Raw genomic sequence first — 21,040 nt, forward strand, 5'->3', positions numbered from 1 at the left:
AAGTACTCCTAAGCGGCTTGATTTGATGAATTTAATAAGGCTTCAACCACCCATGACGCACTTCTTGCACCATCTTCATGAAAGCCCCATCCCCAATAAGCACCACAAAAATAGGTCCGATTTAAACCGTTTATTTCAGACCATCTTGACTGAGCTGCAATAGCTTCCGCATTAAATACAGGATGACGATAGTTACGCTGAACCCAGACTTTGTTTGGATCTAAATCAAAATTCGGATTTAATGTCGCAAAAATCTGAGTTTCACATTTCAAATTTTGTAGCTGATTCATCCAATAACTAAATCCATAATGGACACTACTTTGCTGAAATGGAGTGACTTGACCCGCTCTATTCGGTGTGACATGCACATGCCAACTTGCCCACTGACGTTTTGATTTTGGCATAATGCTGGTATCTGAATGCAACACCATATGATTGTCTTGATACTGAAATTTTTCTAATATTTCTGATTCTTTAAACGTTGGTTCAGCGAGCAACTTCAATGTGTCATCTGCATGACTTGCAAATACTACCCAATCAAACCGTTCAACTCCCTCCCCCGTTTCAATACTCACGTCATTTGCTGAGCGCTTAACTGACTTCACTTCTACTTTTTTAAACTGAATATGCTTTGCTTGAGTTTGAATTGCACGGATATATTTAGAAGACCCGCCTTTTATGGTTAACCATTGTGGTCGATCTTTGAGTTGCAACATACGATGATGTTGAAAAAAACTGACTACAAATTTATATGGAATCTGACCTGCTTGCTCCACTGGGCATGACCATAATGCACCACACATCGGATAGAGATGCTCTTGCCTAAACGCATCCAAGTATCCATGCTCGTTAAGATATTGCTCAATAGTGTAATGCGGGTCGGTCTCATCCACATCAAGATCTTTATTTGCTGCATAAAATCTGAATAAATCTGACAGCATCGCTCTAAAGCGGGTCTTTAAAAAATTCTGTGGTTTGAACAATAATGAGAATTTCCTGGAAGGGTTATATTGCAGTCCTGTGACCTGATTATTAACTGAAAACCCCATATCGCTGCTTTGAGCTTGTACACCAAGCTCCTTCAACATCTCACAAAATAAAGGATAGTTGTGTTCATTAAAAACAATGAATCCGCTATCCACTGCAACTTGCTCACCATCGATCTTTAATTGATGAGTATCAGTATGTCCCCCAAAATAATTATTCTTTTCAAATACGGTCACCTCATGCAACTTACTCAACTTCCAAGCTGCATAAAGTCCTGAAATACCTGATCCAATAATTGCAATTTTCATCTTGATTCCTTTGACTGAACTTGAGAATGTTGGAGTTTGGCCTTTTTCGAACGCGTAATTTTACTTGCTTCATAGACTCGAGCTGGTATGGGTTTCATTCCCCAAACCAAGCCGAACCATGACATAAATTTTAAGATGTAATAGGTCACATCGATCTGCCACCAATAGAACCCTTGGCGCGTACTTCCTGCATAAAAATGATGATTGTTGTGCCAGCCTTCACCAAGTGTAATCAGAGATAAAAATAAGTTGTTGCGACTATGATCATTCGTCTCAAAATCTCGGCTTCCATAATGGTGAGCCAGTGAGTTAATGCACAATGTGGCATGAATAAGCAGAACAGTTGAAATTGCGCCTCCCCATACCAATAACTGTAAACCACTGGTTCCCCAATGCGGCCACATCCAAGCAGCCCATTCCCCAAGACCATAAATTCCGATAGCCGTTATTAAGACGATCATCAAACTAAAACGATCTAACCAAATCAGCTCCGGAAACTTCAGCCAATCTTTAATGACACTTTTACGCGTTGAAAAATTATATTCATTTAAAAACCAACCAACATGGCTATACCAAAATCCATGCGTTGATGAATGTGGGTCTCGAGGAGTATCTGTATAACGATGATGATATCGATGATGTGCTGCCCACCATAATGGTCCACGCTGCGCACTCATTGTGCCAATTAAAATAAAGATAAATTGCAGCCATCTCGAAGTCTGAAAAGTTTTGTGTGACAAATAACGATGAAAAAAAGCCGTGATTGCGAACATGCGAATAAAATAAAAAAACAACATAAATGCAAAAGCAAACCAAGAAAATCCGACCCAAAACACTGCCAGACAAGCAAGATGCAGTAGGATAAAAGGAATTATTCTGAGCCATTGAATCTGTTTACTCTCAGAGGTCAATGCATCATGTGGTACGCTTACGGACCAACTATCCAGCCATTGCATGAGGCTTTTCAACATACAGTCATCCCAAACTAAGCAATCGATCTTTATGATTTAAATAAAGTGTAGTTCTTGATATATGAAGTTTATGTGAAGCACACGCTGTATCTTGAATTTCACGCTTAATCATTGAATTTAATATTAATTTAATTTAATCATATAAACTTAACTCACCCTCATTTTGACTACACAAATGCTAATCAATGAGCACTTCCCCCCCTTTTATACCCTCGTTGAGTTACATGACTGCACACTGATAAGCCAAACTAAAACGCTATGTATCTCGATTCAACAAAATAATCATAGGCAAACCTTTTGAATCTCGATATAAACTATAGGGAGAAATAAAAAAACCAAGAATATTGATGAAAAAGTTGAGACAACGATGTCTGAAACGAATGTAGAAACTGTATCGGATTCTAAACGCGACCCTGATTTAAGAATGGTGCAAATCAATCAAAATTATGTTGCTTGTGAAGAGTGCGATACGCTCTTTCGTAAATCCGATTTATATAAGAATGAACGTGCCTATTGTTCGGCTTGCGGTTCCGAGCTCTATCGTAAAATTCCAACATTTAACACACTGTTGGCCTTAGTCTGTACTGCGTTAATTATCTTTGCGATTGCCAATAGTTTTTCAATTGTCAAAGTTGAACTCCAAGGCATTTATTCAGAAACCACATTATTGGGTGCGGCTTGGGCAATGTTCGAGGCAGATCGTGCTTTTGTAGGCTTTCTTATTATGATGACCACTTTTGTTGTCCCTTTGGCCTACTTACTTCTGATGGGATATATTCTTTTGATGGCCATGTTCAATAAAAATGTTATTGCAACCCAACAGTATGCATCACTTAAACTCGCATTACGGTCACTCTTTCAATTGAGAGCTTGGGGAATGGTTGAAGTCTTTCTGATCGGCGTTTTAGTCACCTTAGTGAAATTAGTGGGGATGGTGGTTGTGATTCCTGGAATTGCCTTATGGGCATTTGCCATTTTAAGTGTTTTGTTGGTCTATTTAGTATCAATCAAAATCAAGGATCTATGGAATGTAATTGATGGAAATCAAATCTCATGACCATTACTTCCACTCATACGAATCAACCCGATCAGATGAAGCATTCGCCACACCCTGTGCAGAAACCCGCCTCATTAGAAACGCTTGCACCGCGTGCAATTGATCTTGAGCTCACACTTTGTCATTGCTGTGGAACACTCAACCGCATGACGTCCTTGTCGGCCATGGAACAAGCACGAAAATCCCGCTGTACTCGTTGTGATAGCCCCTTACATACCCGAAAAACCCGAAGTTTAGAACGAACTTTAGCTTATTTAATTGCAGCGAGTATTCTTTATATACCAGCTAATGTTTTACCGATGACAATTACAGAATCTATTCTTGGTCGTCAACAAGACACGATTATGAGTGGAGTCATCTATTTCTGGAAAAGTGGTGACTATTTCGTTTCGTCCGTTATTTTTATTGCCAGTATATTTATTCCACTACTGAAATTGGTCATCCTTGCTCTCCTGCTCAGTGCTGTACATTTACAAGCCTCAAAAAAAATTCACCTCTCACCGAAGCATTGCTCGATCATGTATAGAGTCGTGGAGTTTATTGGCCGTTGGTCAATGATTGATGTTTTCGTTGTCGCCATGCTCGCAGCACTAATCCAAATTCAATCATTGGCAACTATTTTAGCAGGCACAGGTGCAGTCGCTTTTGGTGCAGTGGTGGTTTTGACCATGTTAGCCTCACTGAGTTTTGATCCTAGAATCATTTGGGACAACTATTACGTTTCAATTCTGAGTCAGCATGAAAAAAAAAATGACGCTTCAGAACATTGAGATTTACATAAAACCCTTTCACTTCTTGCTTGATATTCATATGATGAAGCGTACAAACAACAACCACATTACGATTTAATAAGATCAATAACTATGTCAGAAAACCAATCGAGTAATGGTCATCCTCATGATGAACAAGTTCTGAGTCAGGTCGGTGTACCTGATAAGAAACGTAGCAAATGGAAACCTTCTCTCATTTGGATTATTCCAATTGTTGCATTACTCATTGCATTTTCATTAGCTCTCAAGGCGTATTTGAATACTGGTCCTGTTATTGAGGTTTCTTTTAGGACTGCAGAAGGCATTGAAGCTGGCAAAACTACAGTTCGTTATCGTCAAGTTAATGTGGGTCTAGTGCGTGAAATTGACCTTTCGGAAGATCGGTCTCATATCATTGCTAAAATTGAACTTCGGAAAGATGCCAGTAATTTTGCCACGGAAGATTCACGTTTTTGGGTAGTGAGACCACGTATTGGTGCAAGTGGGGTTTCAGGTATCGATACTTTACTTTCTGGCGCATATATTGAAGTAGATGGCGGTAAATCAGATGTCAAAACCACTTCATTTAAAGGGCTAGAAACTCCACCAGTTGTAACTTCCGATGTTCCTGGAAAAATCTTTTTCTTAAAGGCACAAGATTTAGGTTCGCTCGATTTCGGCTCACCTATTTATTATCGAAGAATCAACGTTGGACAAGTGACCTCTTACCAACTGGCTGATGATGGAAAAAGCGTTGAACTTCAAACTTTCATTAAGTCACCTTATGACAAATTTGTCACCACAGATGCGCGTTTCTGGCAAGCCAGTGGTGTAGATGTCAATTTGAATGCTTCGGGCTTTAGTTTAAACACACAATCTTTGGCAAGCATCATTTCGGGAGGGATCGCATTCGGTTATCCTGAAAATTCTGATGCAGCTCCTGCTCCGAATAAAATGAAATTTGAATTATTTGACTCTGAAAAGCTTGCGCTTAAAGAGCCTGATCTTAATCCAAGACGGATCGTAATGTATTTCAATGAGTCATTGCGAGGTTTATCAGTAGGAGCTCCAATTGATTTCATGGGTGTCGAAGTCGGTACTGTGAAAAAAATCAACACTGAGTTCTACAATAATCACTCGCAAATTCGAATGCGTGTTGATGCTGAAGTTTATCCTTCACGTATTGCTGGAGGTCATGAGTTGGACCCGCAAGGTACAGTATTCAAGCAATTTGTTGAGCGTGGTTGGCGAGCTCAAATGCGGACTGGCAATTTACTTACAGGTCAAAACTACATTAGCTTTGATCTTTTCCCTAAAGCTAAATATGCCACTGCAATCCGTCGAAATGATGGTGTAGTTGAAGTTCCAACAACTCCTACAGAATTAAAAGGCCTTCAAGCACAAGTGTCCCAAATCGCCGATAATGTATCTAAATTTCCATTGGTTGAAATTGGTCAGGACGTTCGTCAAACCTTGGCAAACTTAGATAAAACTATACAATCTTCAAAAAGTTTGGTCGATCAACTGGATGGCAAAGTTGCGCCTAATTTACAAGCCACTTTGGATGATGTTCGTAAAACAGTTCAGTCTTCTGAAACCATCTTGGCAAGTGATGCACCATTACAACAAGATCTACGTCGTGCTTTACAACAAATTACCCGTGCCGCAGCTTCATTGCAGTTAATGGCAGATCAAATAGAACAAAATCCTGAGTCATTGATTCGTGGAAAAACAGCGGAGCCGAAGAAAGATGACAGAGAATAAATTATTGAAATCTCAGCAACGCTGCTACCTAAAAGTCCTTTCAAGCTTGAGTGTTGGTTTGTTTGCACTCATCGTCAGTGGGTGCTCTTCATCCCCTACGCCTAAGTTCTATTCATTGAGCACTCAAACGCTAACATCATCTTCGTCAAATCAAAAAGTGAGGATGATTGAGGTGCTTCCTGTTGGATTATCCGATCGTTTAAACCGAATTCCATTGGTAATTCAACAAGAAAATGGGCAGGCTAAAGTATTGTTCGATGATCGTTGGACATCTACTTTATCGGCTGAATTGAGAGATGCTGTTTCTGCGCGTTTACAGCAAACATTAGGTGCAGTGGATCGTTATAATAGTGGTATGACTGGTGGACAAGCAGCTTATCGAATTGCCTTAGATTTTTCTAACTTTGATTTCATCGAAAAATCAAATCAGCAACGCTTTATGCTCATGAATGCGACTTGGACTTTAAGATATGATGATCCTAATCGCCCCTTATCCATACCCAAAAACGCTCAAACATTACCTCAACGTCATCAACTCAGTTGTCGGATGAGTTTTTATGAAGAAATTCCACAAAAAAATAAAGACTTAAACACTTTAGTCACTGTTTCGCAAAAAGCCATTGATCAACTTTCAATCAGTATTGCAAGTTCAGTCAAGCACTTAGAAAATAGGAATCAGCCGATTACTGGTGGGGTATGTAGTTAATTTTCATAAAAACTTGAGATTTCTTTTGAATCTGTTTTGAATACAGCAAAGCTCTGAGTTGTATTGATAACATTTATCTTTGATAGTTGGCTATACATTTGAATTGTTAGAAAATTACATCAAACAACATAGTGATCAATTATGCTTTAAATGTTCAGCCAAATCTTAGTTTCAAAATTTCTTTAAAATTTTTCGAACAAAAAGCCACTTATTAAGCGGCTTTTCAAAAAAGATGGTGTTAATTAAAATTAAATTATAAGTATTTAATATTAAATTAAAAAAACAAATTAAATAACCACTATACAGAATGCCATACAAAGATTCACCTGATTAATGAATACAACTATAGTGCAACCAACTCAGCTATTTTCTCTGCAACTATTGCCATAGTATCTTCTGATGTGTCCAAACCACTTCTCGAAGCTAGCATAGGACTAACATTACGTAGTTCATCATAAGTTGTATTATGTACAATTGGAATCAAGCGATTGCCTGCTAAAAGGGTGGAAAGTTCTTTATCTGCTACCCCTTCTTTAGGTAATCGTGATAATAACGCAGGTGTAACCAAAACAAGACCAATTTTCGAATTAGCTAAACCTTTATCAATAGCTCTCATCATTGGCACACCCAAACCAAGGTCTTTTTCGCTAAACCAGACTTTTACACCAGATGCCTCTAGTAAATCATGTAGTTCTTTAGCTACACCTTTGCGATCATCCCATGCGTGGCACAAGAACACATCACGAAGGTCTGGTTGCACAGAAGCTTTTTTACAATTTCGTCTCGAACAGGAGCTAGTGACATTATTTGATTTGAAGTATACGCAAGAGATGAGCCAGCTTTAGACCAACGAGGTTTAGAACTCCTTGTTGTAGTACTATCGCCTCCCCTACTTGTAATACCACTATAACTACTACTTGAACCGTATGATGGTGAATAAGAAGAATAACCGCTATATCGGGAACCATATCTGTTACGACATGCCGGACAAGCTGCAGCCGCTGCAGCAGAACTATGACCTCGAACAGGTGCTGTACATCTGGACATTTATTTTCCTTTTAATAATGTTGTGATTTCAAATTCGTATAATTAATAGACATTCTATGCATTATTTTCGTGAAACCACAAGGTCAAGTTATTGATTTTTCTATTGACTCAGTAAAAAAAAACAAGACAACATAAGTTCTCTTGGTCTTTATTAAATATCAACTCTATCGATCTTTCTTCTTATTTTCCTACCACTCAACCAATTCAATATGATCAAAATACACTGGTGCTTGTCGGCTTCTTCCATGATTAACAGGAATTGAAAAACTTGGATCGCTCTTGCGTAATTTATTCAATTTATCTCGTTCAAATGATAAAAAATGACAAACATCTTTACTTCTACAACAACACTATTTATGAATAGCATTAATTCAATATTTGTCGCTAATCAGCTTAGGCATAGCTTACACATGCTGATCAAACGCTATTTTAAATGGTTGCATGAATATAGAACTGGCAAGAAATTACGAAACTTAGCGTGGCAAGTGCAGCTTAAAAACTTCGAAATCAAAATCATCTGGAGTGAAAATGTGGCAAATATGTAGCAATAAAAAAGCCACTTAAAAAAGTGGCTTTTTTATAACAAGAATTTTGGTGGAGATGGCGGGAGTCGAACCCGCGTCCGCAAGCACTACACTCGAGATTACTACATGCTTAGATATCGTCTATTGTTTTAACCCTCAAAGACCCGACGAACAGGGTTAAGAGAGCGATCCTTTAAGTTTAGTACAACACCCCAAGGCTTGATGTTATACGGACTTGTGTGCGTGCGCTTCAGTCGGGATCTCTAACCACAAGTATTCAGAGATGCGGACAAGCTGCCCTTAGGCAGCTAGAGCGTAAGATTCGTCGTTTGCGACTATTTAAAATGCAAATTTTATTTACGAGAGAAAATGCGCTCTCGGCATGCATCTATGAGTTTCATCACCAGCGTCGAAGCCAGGAACATCCCCAAAGTACAACGCAATCATAGCATAAAAGTTTGAAAATACGACCTCAAATTTCACAACAATTACACATACACATGCGCTTATTTCAATAATTGAGATAAAATCCCTTTTTTCAAGTTCAAAATTGCATATTTTATGAGTTATTTACTTGCACTGGATCAAGGGACGACGTCAAGTCGTGCGATCATTTTTGATGAACATGGAAACGTTCATGCAACAGCTCAAAGAGAAACTAAAATACGAACACCACAGTCAGGCTGGGTAGAGCAAAATGCACAAGAGATTTGGAGTTCACAAATCACAGTAGTGCAGCAAGCAATTGCTGATGCACGATTACTGCCTAAAGATATCAAAGCTTTAGGCCTAACCAATCAACGCGAAACGACAGTGATTTGGGATAAAAAAACTGGTGAACCTCTAGCCCCTGCGATTATTTGGCAAGATCGCAGAGCAAGTGATTGGTGTAATTCCCTCATTCAACAAGACTTACAAAACAAGATAAATTACACCACAGGACTCCGCATTGATCCTTATTTCAGTGCTGGAAAATTAGTGTGGTTACTTGAAAATATTGATGGTTTAAGAGCTCGTGCGGAACAAGGCGAAGTGGCTTTTGGAACCATTGATAGCTGGCTAGTTTGGAATCTCACTCAAGGTGCTGAACACGTGATTGAAGTCTCGAATGCTTCAAGAACCATGTTAATGAATCTGCATACCCAGCAATGGGATGACGAATTACTCGCACTATTTAATATCCCAAAAGCAATACTACCCAAAATCGTGGCTTCTGATTGCCATATTGCCAATACAGCAAAAGGTCTCTTAGGTGCAGAAATTCCAATTACAGGGATTTTAGGTGATCAACAATCAGCGTTATTTGGTCAATCATGTTTTGACGTAGGCTCAGCTAAAAATACCTATGGTACTGGCTGCTTTATGTTATTCAATACAGGTGATCAAATTCAACTGAGTCAGAATCAGCTTCTCTCCACTTTAGCTTGGCAATGCAAAGAACACACCTCGTATGCGCTTGAAGGTAGTGTTTTTATGGCTGGTGCGATTGTGCAATGGTTACGTGATGGACTAGGAATTATTCAAAGTAGCCAAGAAGTTGAACAATTGGCGTGTCAAGTTAACAATACCGATGGTGTCGTACTTGTTCCTGCCTTTACAGGCTTAGGAGCACCTCATTGGGATACGGATGCCCGCGCATTATTATGCGGTATGTCTAGAGGGACAAATAAAGCACATATTGCGCGAGCAGCTCTCGAATCAATCGCATTTCAAGTCGCTGACGTTTTGAATGCCATGCAATCTGATATTCGAAACCCTTTAAAAGAATTACGTGTAGATGGTGGTGCGAGTCAAAATGATATGTTGATGCAGTTTCAAGCCGACTTACTGAATGTTCCTGTATTAAGACCGCAACTTTTGGAGTCAACGGCTTGGGGAGCTGCGGCAATGGCAGGTTTAACTGCAGGTGTATTTAAAAATCCGTCTGATATTGCGGCATCATGGAAATTGGAAAAAGCCTTTGAGCCAACAATGTCTGAAGATCAACGTCAATTTCATTTACATCAATGGAATAGTGCGTTAAAACGTTCAAGATCAGATGTTTAGTATAAAAAACCGCCTACAAGGGCGGTTTTCTTATAAGAGATACATAGATTTTTCAATATGCGTATGAAGCAATACCTGTTGCAATTGCTTTACCTTCATCATTCACCATATTCATGCGCATCGTACAACCTTTGCGACCCATGCGTAGGACTTCAGCAGTGGCAATAAAATACTTTCCGCGCCCTGGTGATAAATAATCCACTCGCATATCCACTGTTGCTAAACGTGAAACTTTCTTTAAAGTTTCAGGCAACATATCAGGCTCTGCACGCTTGTAAAGCTCGCCCATTGCAACAATCCCGCCAATACTATCGAGTAATGTTGCTGCTACACCGCCATGCAAAATTTGGAAAGAAATATTACCAATGAGATTAGGTTTCATCTCAATATAACCTTGGATTTCACCTTCTACGACACGCATTTGCATTTCGTTGTAAGCGAAATAAGGAGAGGTATTAAATACTTGAGTGAGTTGATTTAATACCACTTCAAGATCTGGTTTAGCACCTAAATGGAGGTTACCCATCCATTTTTTTTGGGAATCGTTCATACAAAACTCAAATTAACATCATGAGAAAAAACCATCAGCATTTTCCCAAAAACCGCCTTAAGGGGGCTACAATTAGACCCAAGTAAAATACCAAACATCGAGATTGTGATGACTTATACGTTTAATCGCCCTGCTTTTCCTGCAACACGCATGCGCCGTATTCGAAAAAATGACAAACTCAGAGCGATGGTGAGAGAAACACATCTTTCTGCTGAACATCTCATTTATCCGGTATTTGTTCTACCAGGTCAAAATCAAACCCAAGAAATACCTAGTATGCCAAATATTCACCGTCTTTCAGCTGATTTGTTGTTAAACAAAGCTGAAAAACTTTTAGAATTAGGTGTATCTAAATTAGCTTTATTCCCAGTTACCCCACAAGAAGACAAAAGTTTAACTGCTGAAGCAGCATGGAGAGATGATGGTTTAGTTCAAAGCACTGTCCGTCTTCTAAAAAAAGAATTACCAGAAATGGTACTCATCACTGATGGCGCTTTAGACCCTTATACAACACACGGTCAGGATGGCATCATAGATGAAACAGGTTATGTCCTGAATGATGAAACTGTTGAGTGTCTGATTAAACAAGGTTTAAGCCATGCAGAAGCAGGAGCCGATGTTTTCGCACCGAGTGATATGATGGATGGTCGTATTGCTGCGATTCGTCAAGCATTTGAAGCAAATGGTCATATTTATACCAATATCATGGCTTATTCTGCCAAATATGCATCAAGCTTCTATGGTCCTTTCCGTGATGCAGTGGGTTCAGCATCTAATTTAAAAGGTGGTAATAAGTATAACTACCAAATGGATGTAGGAAACCGAGCTGAAGCTCTTCACGAAATTGCACTAGATATTCAAGAAGGTGCAGACATGGTGATCGTAAAACCAGGGATGCCATATCTAGATATTGTACGTGAAGTTAAAGACACATTTGGCATTCCAACATTTGTTTATCAAGTGAGTGGTGAATATGCCATGTTGGCAGCAGCAATCCAAAACGGCTGGCTTTCTGAAAGTGTGATTTTAGAATCATTGATGAGCTGTCGTCGTGCTGGTGCAGATGGAATTTGGACCTATTTTGCTGAAGATGCTGCAAAAATGCTTAAAGATCTGTAATACACTATTGAATCAAAAGCGCTTTTACATAAAGCGCTTTTTTTCTACTACAATCATCATCATTGTATTCGAGACCCAACTTTTAACTCACTCATTTAACATCTTACATCTCATCGATCTCTTTTCATCATTGAGATTATTTGCACGATTAGAGCTTAAATATGGTCTAATACACCCCGTCATTTTGAAGGTGGATAAAAATGCACGTTGCCATCATTGGATGTGGAATTAGCGGCTTACTAACAGCGCTTGAATTACTCGAACAAGGTTGTGAAATTACCCTCATTGATCAAAAACAAGCAGCTAAAGCTGCATCTTGGGCAGGTGGTGGTATTTTGTCACCTATGTATCCTTGGCGTTATCCCAAAGCAGTCAATCAATTGGCACAACTTGGTAAATCGTTATATCAATCTTGGAATCAAAAAATTCAACCATTGAGTGGCATTGATTTCGAAATTCACGATTCAGGCATGTTAATTTTTGATGAAGATGATTTTGAGATTGGACTCAGTTATAAGGCGCAATATAACGAGCCGATGCAGCATTGCGATTTACTCGACGAGACTCAATTAAGAAATCTGAATCCACGAGTTTCTAATACTTTCAAGCAGGCTTTGCATTTTCCACAATTGTCTAATGTTCGTAATCCTCGTCTTTTAAAGTCTATTCTGACTTATCTTAAATCACATTCAAAAGTAAAGATTATCGAGCATAAGTGGGTAGAAAAATTACTGATTCAAAATCAGCAAGTTCAATCCATTGTTCTGCATGATCGACATCAAATTAAAGCTGATCAGTATGTTATCGCTACTGGAGCTTGGTCGGCACATTGGGCATCACAACTCGATTTCAATATCCCTGTTCAACCTGTTCAGGGGCAGATGATCCTATTCAAAACCCCTGAAAACTGGCTACCCACGATGTGTATGTACAAGGTCATGTATATGATTCCACGTCGAGATGGCCATATCGTCTGTGGTTCCAGTATGGCGGAATTAGGTTTTGAACATCGCCCAAATTTGAAAACACAACAATCCATTTACCAAGCATGCATTCAACTCATACCTGAACTTAAAAATTTCCCGATTGTGCAACAATGGGCAGGCTTGAGACCTAGCTCACCTGATGGAATTCCATATATCGGTTTAATGCCTGAAATGAAAAACTTATGGGCGAATTTTGGTCACTTTAGGAATGGTTTATGCATGGGGCCAGCTGCAGCGCAGTTACTACGACAGCTCATGCTGAATCAGACCACCCTCGTTGATCCTAGACCCTATGACCCATCTTTGAAGTTTCAAGTTTAATGTGATGGAAGTAGTTGCTCCAACGCCATTTTGAGTTCTGGATACTGAAATGTATAACCTGCTTGAATAAGTGCTTCTGGTATAACGTATTGTCCATTTAAAACCAATTGAGACTGCTCACCTAACATGATTTTAAACAATGAATCAGGCAGACTTAAAAGCGGTTTCTTGTTTAAAATTTTTGCTGCGGTGCGAACAAAATACACCTGATTCGTTTGTTCAGGAGCAACGAAATTAAAAACTTCGTTTGGAGTGTCATTCAACATCAGAAATTCAATCGCCTTAATCACGTCCTGAATATGAATCCATGCTAAGGGCTGCTGACCTGAACCAATTTTACCTAACAGATTAAATCGAATCGGTAAGAGTAATTGTTGTAAAATTCCTCCGCCATGCCCAAACACCACGCCTAAACGAATGACCTTAATATCAAACTGATTTTTGTATTGGAGCGCCGACCTCTCCCACTCTTGGCAAAGTTCGGACATAAAGATCGGTTGAGATGATCCCTGCTCATTGTTTTTTTCTGACCATTCTTGATCAGGATCAATACCATAATACCCCACAGCAGAACCAGAAATAATTCGCTTGGGATGTTGCTGATGGGTCAGCAGATAATGAAATAATGCATCGGTCGTCTTCACCCGACTGTCGATGAGTTTTTGTTTTCGCCTTTGTGTCCAGCGACCATCACCAATACTTTCACCCGCTAAGTTAATAACATAATCAATTTGAGCGTGTTGAATATCATCGAAAGATTGAACCCATGTCAAACGTGGATGCTTCATTTTGGGATTGGACTGTCGGCTTAAACCAATCACCTGATAATCTTGATCTAGCAGATATGCAACCAAATAAGATCCAATAAAACCTGTTGCACCAGTAACTAAAACGCAAGGATGATACATGGAAATACTCTTATGATCTGATCCCTCTATCATGGTGAAAGATGCCTTTGAGCTCAATTCATGATTACTTATTTACCACCAATTTATTCGCCATGCGCTTCGCTTGTGGACCATAAAACCAAAAGGTAATTAAATATAATGGGATCGCCAGCATCAAAATCATAATTGCACTGAGACTTAAGAAACTGGAATTTTGGACATAGATTAAAAAGTTCTGCCAAATTTCAGGGTCTTTTCTCGAGAAAAATAAAATACTTAAAAAAACACCAAGAAAGTTATAGCCCCAAAAAATCAATGTAAAGCCTAATGTGAATTTTTTACGTTCTTGATCCGAAGGTGCACGTTGTTGTTGATCAATAAATTTATATAAAACAACAATCATCGCAATTAAATATGGAAGTGCAGTGACTATTCCTGCAATTGCCGAAGGCAATAACGCTGCCAAAATACCTGCAACCAGCGTTAATCCTAAGCAAAGTAAAAAGAACCATAAAAAATATTTTCTTAAAGAAACCATAACTCTCAGACGCAATAAATTCCTGTCACAAAGCATAACCGAAAATAAATCAAATATTTTTAATTTTCTTGTCAACCGAATCACAACCTTATGCGTTATATAAGGTACAAGGTCAGTAGCAACCGCGTAGTCATTGCACCGGCATCCGCAATGATACACGGTGACCTTATACCCCAATGAGACCTATAAATCATGCTTCTTGCAGAAAATTTAGTTTAGCAGCCTAAATTTGAATGACTGAAGTATTTTGGCCGACGATTTCACATCACTCGAATCGTCGGCTTTATTTTTGAACTTAATAAATTTTCTAAATATACTTTTATCCATAAAGATGAGATAACAATCAGAATAAATCCTAGTCGCAATGTATAAAGAAAAAATTAAACATAAAATTAGTCTAAAAAAACGTCTAAATTTTAAATCAGACTTTTGGGATGTATTGAATTATCCATTCAATCGCTTTCTTATCAGTATCGTATTAGTTTGCTATTGCTTTGTTTTTATTAAAGCATTTATTAATCATCAATTTCACATACCGCTTACAATCATCAGTTTACTCTGTGGTGTTTTTTATCAAAGTTATCAAATCATTAGAAACAAAGAAAAAATCTTAATTTATTCAATTTTAAGCCTATTTTTGAGTGCACTTTCATTTATTTCTATACAGAGTAATAGCTCGAATCCATTAATAATTTGGGTCTATTTCTATCTTGGTGCTTACTTAATAGTTTTTTCTGTAGAGCATCATCAGAGTTTAACCACACCTTTTGGTGAAGGTCTTAGTTTTTTATTCGCACTTGGAATTTGCTATTGGTTTTTCGAAAAACAGATGCTTGGTGTTGATACAGTATTATCGACATTTATCACAATAATCTTGTTAATATTTTTACTTTATTCGATTGTACATGCCTTTTTTGAAATTAAGCATCATCATTTAAGCCGTTTTCTACTGAGTTTCTTTACTTGTTGTTCAATTTTAATTTTGTCTATTGATCAAATTATAGAACTTTATTCACAGGGCGATATTACATCTGAGCATCGTTGGGTTGAGCGTTTAATTTTATTATTTCGATATTTTTTACTCGGTATATCGTCTTTATATCTTTTTCAAAACTTAATGCTGCTTCTCAGCTATTTTCCCAATAAATACACGCGTTCTTATTTTTCAGATGTCAAACAAAATACGCTGATCCATATCAAACGTTTTGCAGAAGATCAAATTTCTAAAACAGAAGCTTGGTTTGCACTCATTTTTACGGTTTCAGTCTATTCTTTAAATTATATCTATCAAATAATTCCCATCAATATGAGTATTTGGCTAAGCATTCTATTGGTACCCTTAGTCATCCAATCTTTTTTTTCATCATAAAATAGATCAATCGTTAACAGCAGCTAAACTGCATGCATCCTCTTCTCATAAGCAAATCTCGATCAACTCGAGAATCAAAAATAGAAAAAAGAGAAAAAGACGAAAAAAGAGTAAATCGAATAAAAAATAGCGATTAAAAGCTGTCTTATAGAGATGTTAAAAATTTCGATGTTTTAAAGTCCGATATTGGATAAGATGACAATTGAGATGTTTTGGGGTTCGGTAATGGCAGTGCGTTTTTTTCATACTTCAGATTGGCATTTGGGGCAATTTTTTCACAATCATGATCGTGACTATGAACACACACAATTTTTAAACTGGCTACTTGCGCAAATTCAACAAAAACAACCGAATGCCCTGCTGATTGCCGGTGATATTTTTGATGTGGTCAATCCTGCATCATCTGCTCAAAAACAGTTATACCAGTTTCTCACCGATGCCCATGCCATTGCCCCGCATATGCAAACCTTAATGATCGCAGGTAATCATGATTCCGGTTACCGCATTGAACAGGTTGAACCTTTTCTAGCGAAATTCAATGCCAAAGCGGTCGGTATTATTGGCAAACAGGATGGTGAATTTGATCTCGATCGTTTGTTGGTACCTATTTATGATGCTGATAAAAATATCGTTGCTTGGTGCTTAACCCTGCCTTATTTACGCAGTGCCGAAATTACAGGCTTAAATGAAAATACCACCAACAGCCAAAATGCGATTGCCTATTTACACCAACAACTTATTGCGGAAGCTAAAGCGCGTAAACAACCCAATCAAGCCTTAATTTTGATGTCACATGCCCATATGCAAGGCGGTGAAACCTCAGATTCCGAACGTCCAATTGTGATTGGTAACGAAGAGGCTTTATCCACTGCATTATTTGATGATGTGATTGATTATGTGGCACTCGGTCATTTGCATAAACCGCAAAAAGTTGGACAGGAACATATTCGCTACAGTGGCTCACCTATTCCACTGTCTTTTAGTGAACGCAACTATAAACATCAAGTGGTTGAAGTCACCATTGACCCCGAAGCTGATGAACAAAATCATTTTCAATATCAAGCGCACATTATTCCACGTACCGTGGATTTGATTCGAATTCGTGAACCCTTGTCTGAATTAATCACTACGGTACATGCCCTGCCAAAAGGCGAAATTGACAATCTCAATGCACGACATTTTCTAGAGATTGAATATACGACAGATGCCCCACCGCCTGTAGACTTACGTCAGCAGATTGAACTGGCACTGCCACCAAATCGTTATCGTTTACTGCGTATAGCTCGAATTTATCAAAAAGCAACGGAGCAAAACGATGAAAGTCACAAAGTCGATTTAGCGCCCCCCACCCCTGAAAAATTATTTTTAAGCTTGTGGGAAAAAATGGGCTATGAGCAGGATGAATCGGTGAAGCGTGATTTCTTAACTTTGCTTGAAGCGGCACAACACGATTTGGATCAAAAAGCGCACTAAGGACAGGTCATGAAAATTATTCGACTCAGTTTAAACAACTTGGCCTCTTTAGCCGGTGAACAACATATCCATTTTGAACAAGCGCCATTGGCTCAGGCAGGTCTGATTGCCATTACTGGTAAAACAGGTGCAGGAAAATCGACGCTGCTCGATGCCATGTGTTTAGCTTTGTACGATGAAATCCCACGTTTACGTGGCGCAGCTGGCAGCATGAAAGATGTAGGCGGTAAAGACATTTCAATTAAAGATTCGAAGAATATTCTGCGTCGTGGTACCACCGCTGGTTTTGCTGAACTTGAATTTCTTGCCCTTGATGGTAAACGCTATTTGGCGCGGTGGGACATTAGCCGTGCGCGTAAAAAAGTTGATGGCAATTTAAAAGTCGAGCGCTTTGTTCAATGTTTAGATGATGGCGCGACCTTAACGCAAAAAATCTCGGAAGTGACGCCACTGATTGAAAAGCTGATTGGTCTCAGTTTTGAGCAATTTACCCGTGCAGTCCTGTTAGCACAGTCTGAAGTCGGTGCATTTTTAAAAGCCAAAGACCATGAACGTGCAGACTTACTCGAATATTTAACCAATTCGCAAATTTTTAGTGAAGTCAGTAAAAAAGCCGCTGATAAATTTAGTGAAATTAAACAGCAACGTACTGATTTAGAAAAGCAACTCGGTCATATTGATATTCTGAGTGAAGAACAACTTGCAGCCTTAAATCAACAACATCAGCAGTTAAAACAACAACTCGTACATTTGGCACAATCAGAAAAGCTGCTTGAAAATGAACGTAAATGGTATCTTGAGCGTGATCAATTGTATGCTGAAGTCCATGGCAAAAAAGAGATTTATGAAGTTCAGCTTGATGCCGTAAATAAATCCGCAGCACAACAACAATTGCTACAACAGCTTGATGCATTTCAAGCCATTCGTGAACAATATGTACAGCGTGCACGTTTAGAACCACAAAAACTTGAGGTGCAACAAAAACAACTGGCCTTTCAAGCTGAGTTTGTCTCTTTACAACAACAAGCTACTACTGAACAACAGCGCTTAAAAGCCTATGAACATGCCCAAGCGCAATTTGAGCAGCAACGTTTGGATATTAAGCCTCATCTTGAACAAGGCTTAAATTTGGATCATGACATTCACAGTATTTCTGAACAGTATAAAAAACTCAGTGCAGATAAAGATCAGCTTGTTCTCAATGAATTAGAACCGTCAAAACATGCTGTTGAACAACAACAGACCAGCGTATTGGCTTGGCAAAACAAACAGCAACAAATCAACTTTGAGTTAACCCAAAGCCAATTTTTACAATGCTTTGACCAAGAACCACAAAGTACTTTGCAGGCGCTACAACATTATGTCGAGCAATATCAGTTGCTTCATCAACAAGAGCCAGAACTATTACAACAATCCTTTGCAACTTTAGAACAGCAACAGCAAACCATTGTACAACGTCTGCAAAGCTATGTGGCTCAACATGAAAGTCTTGACGCTTTGACACAATCGCTAAAAAACATCCAACAACAGCGTGAACATCAGCAAAGTACGGTATTACGACTGCAACATCAACAGCAGCAGCTTGATCAAGTCATTACCCATATCAGCGAAACACACGACCTGACAGGCTCAATCGCTGAACAACAAAAGCAACTGCAGATTATTCAACAGACCCTTGAAAAACGCCTGAGCGAAAAAGCCACACAAGAAGCTGCTTATACTCAACTACAACGCATCTTGGAGGCACAGCGTCTATTACATAGCGAAAACGTGCAGCATTTACGTGAACAGCTCAAAGCCAATCAACCGTGTATGGTCTGTGGTAGCCATGAACATCCGTTTTTAGACCATCATCAACGCTTAGAACAAGGTTTATTGCAACTACACGAGCACCAATTGCAAGAGGCTCGTCAACAATTGGAACAGGTCAATCATGAGGTACAGCAAGCACAGATTGAGCAATCCAAAGTACAGACCTTACTTGAACAGCAACAACAGCGTATGGAACAGCTCACGCAATTCACTCAGCAACAGCTCGAGCACATTCAAGCAGCATTACAACAACTGGGTTCAAATCTCGACACGGCAGACCCGATTCAGTTGCAGCAGCGCATAATGCAGCAGATCGAAACACTGCAATCGCACATTGAACAACAACAGGTGCAAGAACAAGAACTTAGTCAATTGCTTGAGCAATGGCGTAAGGAGCAACAGCAACAACAGCAATTACAATTGAATATTCAACGTCGTGTGCAACTTGATCAAGGTATTCAACCCATTGTGCAGTTACTGCCTGCTCGCTATCAGCAAGACATGCCAATACATTGGGTGGCTGAATTACAACAGCAGCTACAGCAACGTGTTGCATTGCTCACCATGCAAAAACAGGTAGAGACATCACTGCTGCAAGCACAGCAGGAACTTGAAAAAATGACGCTGCGCTTTGAAGCAGCGCAAAAGCATGAACAACACCTGACTCACCAGATTGAACAACTGATTGAGCAAGGCAAAATGTTACGCTCGAAACTCGCGGAACTGACCCAAGACTATGCCGGTCAAAGCTACCGTTATGCTGCGGATTGGCAAAAACATTTAGAGGAAACTGCTGTCGCCCATGCCAATGAGGTTCATGCACAACGCAGTAAAACTGCACATGCTGAACAACAGCTGAATGCAGCCAATTTACAACAGCAGCAGTTGCTCAGTGATTTACATCATATTGAACAGGCATTACAGCAAGTACAACAGGCTATTCAGCAATGGCAACTGAGCCATCCGACCGTGACCACAGATCAAATCACAACATGGTTAAGCATTGATTTAGCCCAACATCAACAAATACGCCATGAGTTAAATACGCAGCGACAACTTTTAGAGAATGCCAAAACCGCTTGGCAAGTTTTAGAAGAACGTTATCAAGCCCATTTAAAACATCAGCCTGAACATGATCTCAGCATGCTCGAGCAGCAACTTGAGAACTTGCAAACGGAAAAGCTCGCTCAACAAGAAGCGCTCACCGATACAGAAACTCAGTTACGCATGAATGCTGCTAATCAAACCAACTATGCTAAGTATCAAAGCCAAATTGAGCAAATTAAAGCAGAAGAATATCGTTGGGGACGTATCTACGATTTGATTGGGCATAAGGAAGGCACCAAGTTTAAAAAGATTGCTCAAGAGCATCATTTAGATATTTTGGTGGAATATGCCAATCAGCAATTACAGCCGCTTGCGCCACGTTATCAGTTGCATCGTATTCATGACAGTTTAAGTTTGGCCATTATTGACTTAGATATGAACAGCGAAGTTCGACCTGTGTTGTCGTTATCAGGTGGTGAAACTTTCTTAGTGTCTTTAGCCCTTGCTTTAGCGATTGCTAACATGGCATCAGGTTCAATGAAACTTGAATCACTGTTTATTGATGAAGGCTTTGGTACGCTCGACCCGGCATCCTTACATATGGTCATGAATGCCCTCGATCATTTACAAAGCCAAGGTCGTAAGGTCGTGCTCATCTCTCATGTACAAGAAATGCATGAACGTATTCCTGTACAGATTCAAGTCAAACCTGTAGGTGCAGGTGCGAGTACCATTAATATTGTCGGTTAATGGTTAATGATAATAAGTTGAAGCCGTCA

At 39.2% G+C, this 21,040-nt stretch carries 16 protein-coding genes and 1 other RNA gene; 10 read left to right on the plus strand and 7 right to left on the minus strand.

Features of this window, described 5'->3' with window-relative positions:
- Window positions 1-8 precede the first annotated feature (8 nt).
- Window positions 9-1,295 (minus strand): NAD(P)/FAD-dependent oxidoreductase, encoded by a 1,287-nt coding sequence (locus AC1M9E_RS10650; protein WP_488224777.1) that lies wholly within the window; start codon window positions 1,293-1,295, stop codon window positions 9-11.
- Entirely contained in the window at window positions 1,292-2,266 is a 975-nt protein-coding gene (locus AC1M9E_RS10655; protein WP_481607961.1) for an acyl-CoA desaturase, read from the minus strand. The genes AC1M9E_RS10650 and AC1M9E_RS10655 overlap by 4 nt, the downstream gene beginning before the upstream one ends.
- A gap of 424 nt (window positions 2,267-2,690) precedes the next feature.
- Between AC1M9E_RS10655 and AC1M9E_RS10660 the strand changes: the two genes are divergently transcribed.
- From AC1M9E_RS10660 to AC1M9E_RS10675, 4 genes are all read left to right on the plus strand, one after another.
- Window positions 2,691-3,323 (plus strand): paraquat-inducible protein A, encoded by a 633-nt coding sequence (locus AC1M9E_RS10660; protein WP_481608037.1) that lies wholly within the window; start codon window positions 2,691-2,693, stop codon window positions 3,321-3,323.
- Window positions 3,324-3,358: 35 nt separating this feature from the next.
- The gene (locus AC1M9E_RS10665; RefSeq protein WP_481596570.1) at window positions 3,359-4,093 is read left to right on the plus strand and encodes a paraquat-inducible protein A; all 735 of its coding nucleotides are present in this window, start codon (window positions 3,359-3,361) and stop codon (window positions 4,091-4,093) included.
- A gap of 93 nt (window positions 4,094-4,186) precedes the next feature.
- The gene (locus AC1M9E_RS10670; RefSeq protein ID WP_481591909.1) at window positions 4,187-5,836 is read left to right on the plus strand and encodes a PqiB family protein; all 1,650 of its coding nucleotides are present in this window, start codon (window positions 4,187-4,189) and stop codon (window positions 5,834-5,836) included.
- Window positions 5,823-6,542 carry a PqiC family protein gene (locus tag AC1M9E_RS10675; RefSeq protein ID WP_180028029.1) on the plus strand — a complete coding sequence of 240 codons (720 nt, stop codon included), beginning with the start codon at window positions 5,823-5,825 and terminating at the stop codon, window positions 6,540-6,542. Before AC1M9E_RS10670 ends, AC1M9E_RS10675 begins: the two co-directional genes overlap by 14 nt.
- 343 nt (window positions 6,543-6,885) lie before the next feature.
- Here AC1M9E_RS10675 and AC1M9E_RS10680 read toward each other — a convergent pair whose 3' ends face one another.
- Both AC1M9E_RS10680 and ssrA read right to left on the minus strand, forming a co-directional pair.
- Window positions 6,886-7,302, minus strand: a complete 417-nt coding sequence (locus tag AC1M9E_RS10680) for a toll/interleukin-1 receptor domain-containing protein (RefSeq protein WP_481607962.1) — start codon at window positions 7,300-7,302, stop codon at window positions 6,886-6,888.
- 879 nt (window positions 7,303-8,181) lie between these two features.
- Window positions 8,182-8,542, minus strand: a transfer-messenger RNA (tmRNA) gene (gene ssrA, locus AC1M9E_RS10685).
- A 132-nt stretch (window positions 8,543-8,674) separates the two neighbouring features.
- Here ssrA and glpK point away from each other — a divergent pair.
- A complete protein-coding gene (gene glpK, locus AC1M9E_RS10690) occupies window positions 8,675-10,159 on the plus strand; it encodes a glycerol kinase GlpK (protein ID WP_481587867.1) in 1,485 nt (494 codons plus the stop codon).
- Window positions 10,160-10,211: 52 nt separating this feature from the next.
- Here the strand turns inward: glpK and AC1M9E_RS10695 are convergent, their stop codons facing one another.
- Complete coding sequence (locus AC1M9E_RS10695) at window positions 10,212-10,709, minus strand: thioesterase family protein (RefSeq protein WP_035266285.1); 498 nt, start codon at window positions 10,707-10,709, stop codon at window positions 10,212-10,214.
- Between the two features lie 108 nt (window positions 10,710-10,817).
- Between AC1M9E_RS10695 and hemB the strand changes: the two genes are divergently transcribed.
- The gene (hemB, locus tag AC1M9E_RS10700) at window positions 10,818-11,828 is read left to right on the plus strand and encodes a porphobilinogen synthase (RefSeq protein WP_180000234.1); all 1,011 of its coding nucleotides are present in this window, start codon (window positions 10,818-10,820) and stop codon (window positions 11,826-11,828) included.
- Window positions 11,829-12,028: 200 nt separating this feature from the next.
- Window positions 12,029-13,135, plus strand: coding sequence for a glycine oxidase ThiO (thiO, locus tag AC1M9E_RS10705; RefSeq protein ID WP_481587868.1), 1,107 nt, complete (start codon window positions 12,029-12,031; stop codon window positions 13,133-13,135).
- Here thiO and AC1M9E_RS10710 read toward each other — a convergent pair.
- On the minus strand, window positions 13,132-14,043 hold the full coding sequence (locus AC1M9E_RS10710; RefSeq protein WP_481587869.1) for a TIGR01777 family oxidoreductase: 912 nt from the start codon (window positions 14,041-14,043) through the stop codon (window positions 13,132-13,134). The two genes, thiO and AC1M9E_RS10710, sit on opposite strands and share 4 nt — an antisense overlap.
- A 64-nt stretch (window positions 14,044-14,107) precedes the next feature.
- Window positions 14,108-14,560, minus strand: coding sequence for an ABZJ_00895 family protein (locus AC1M9E_RS10715; RefSeq protein WP_481587870.1), 453 nt, complete (start codon window positions 14,558-14,560; stop codon window positions 14,108-14,110).
- Window positions 14,561-14,924: 364 nt separating this feature from the next.
- On the opposite strand from AC1M9E_RS10715, the gene AC1M9E_RS10720 reads away from it, so the two are divergent.
- The 3 genes from AC1M9E_RS10720 to AC1M9E_RS10730 all read left to right on the plus strand — a co-directional run bounded on the left by AC1M9E_RS10720 (window position 14,925) and on the right by AC1M9E_RS10730 (window position 21,011).
- Window positions 14,925-15,929 carry a hypothetical protein gene (locus tag AC1M9E_RS10720; protein ID WP_481608016.1) on the plus strand — a complete coding sequence of 335 codons (1,005 nt, stop codon included), beginning with the start codon at window positions 14,925-14,927 and terminating at the stop codon, window positions 15,927-15,929.
- Window positions 15,930-16,154: 225 nt separating this feature from the next.
- Window positions 16,155-17,402, plus strand: coding sequence for an exonuclease SbcCD subunit D (locus AC1M9E_RS10725; RefSeq protein ID WP_481587872.1), 1,248 nt, complete (start codon window positions 16,155-16,157; stop codon window positions 17,400-17,402).
- Window positions 17,403-17,411: 9 nt separating this feature from the next.
- Window positions 17,412-21,011: an AAA family ATPase gene (locus AC1M9E_RS10730; protein ID WP_481608018.1), complete on the plus strand. Its 3,600-nt coding sequence runs from the start codon at window positions 17,412-17,414 to the stop codon at window positions 21,009-21,011.
- Window positions 21,012-21,040: the final 29 nt, after the last annotated feature.

This window comes from Acinetobacter sp. 24-47-47, from assembly GCF_057737035.1.

Bases quoted from the DNA above. Each gene is read 5' to 3' on its own strand.
- AC1M9E_RS10695 (WP_035266285.1), bottom strand. From the start codon at position 10,709: ATGAACGATTCCCAAAAAAAATGGATGGGTAACCTCCATTTAGGTGCT.
- AC1M9E_RS10675 (WP_180028029.1), top strand. From the start codon at position 5,823: ATGACAGAGAATAAATTATTGAAATCTCAGCAACGCTGCTACCTAAAA.
- AC1M9E_RS10725 (WP_481587872.1), top strand. From the start codon at position 16,155: ATGGCAGTGCGTTTTTTTCATACTTCAGATTGGCATTTGGGGCAATTT.
- AC1M9E_RS10710 (WP_481587869.1), bottom strand. From the start codon at position 14,043: ATGTATCATCCTTGCGTTTTAGTTACTGGTGCAACAGGTTTTATTGGA.
- hemB (WP_180000234.1), top strand. From the start codon at position 10,818: ATGACTTATACGTTTAATCGCCCTGCTTTTCCTGCAACACGCATGCGC.
- AC1M9E_RS10670 (WP_481591909.1), top strand. From the start codon at position 4,187: ATGTCAGAAAACCAATCGAGTAATGGTCATCCTCATGATGAACAAGTT.
- AC1M9E_RS10720 (WP_481608016.1), top strand. From the start codon at position 14,925: ATGTATAAAGAAAAAATTAAACATAAAATTAGTCTAAAAAAACGTCTA.
- thiO (WP_481587868.1), top strand. From the start codon at position 12,029: ATGCACGTTGCCATCATTGGATGTGGAATTAGCGGCTTACTAACAGCG.
- AC1M9E_RS10665 (WP_481596570.1), top strand. From the start codon at position 3,359: ATGAAGCATTCGCCACACCCTGTGCAGAAACCCGCCTCATTAGAAACG.
- AC1M9E_RS10730 (WP_481608018.1), top strand. From the start codon at position 17,412: ATGAAAATTATTCGACTCAGTTTAAACAACTTGGCCTCTTTAGCCGGT.
- AC1M9E_RS10650 (WP_488224777.1), bottom strand. From the start codon at position 1,295: ATGAAAATTGCAATTATTGGATCAGGTATTTCAGGACTTTATGCAGCT.
- AC1M9E_RS10660 (WP_481608037.1), top strand. From the start codon at position 2,691: ATGGTGCAAATCAATCAAAATTATGTTGCTTGTGAAGAGTGCGATACG.
- AC1M9E_RS10655 (WP_481607961.1), bottom strand. From the start codon at position 2,266: ATGTTGAAAAGCCTCATGCAATGGCTGGATAGTTGGTCCGTAAGCGTA.
- glpK (WP_481587867.1), top strand. From the start codon at position 8,675: ATGAGTTATTTACTTGCACTGGATCAAGGGACGACGTCAAGTCGTGCG.
- AC1M9E_RS10715 (WP_481587870.1), bottom strand. From the start codon at position 14,560: ATGGTTTCTTTAAGAAAATATTTTTTATGGTTCTTTTTACTTTGCTTA.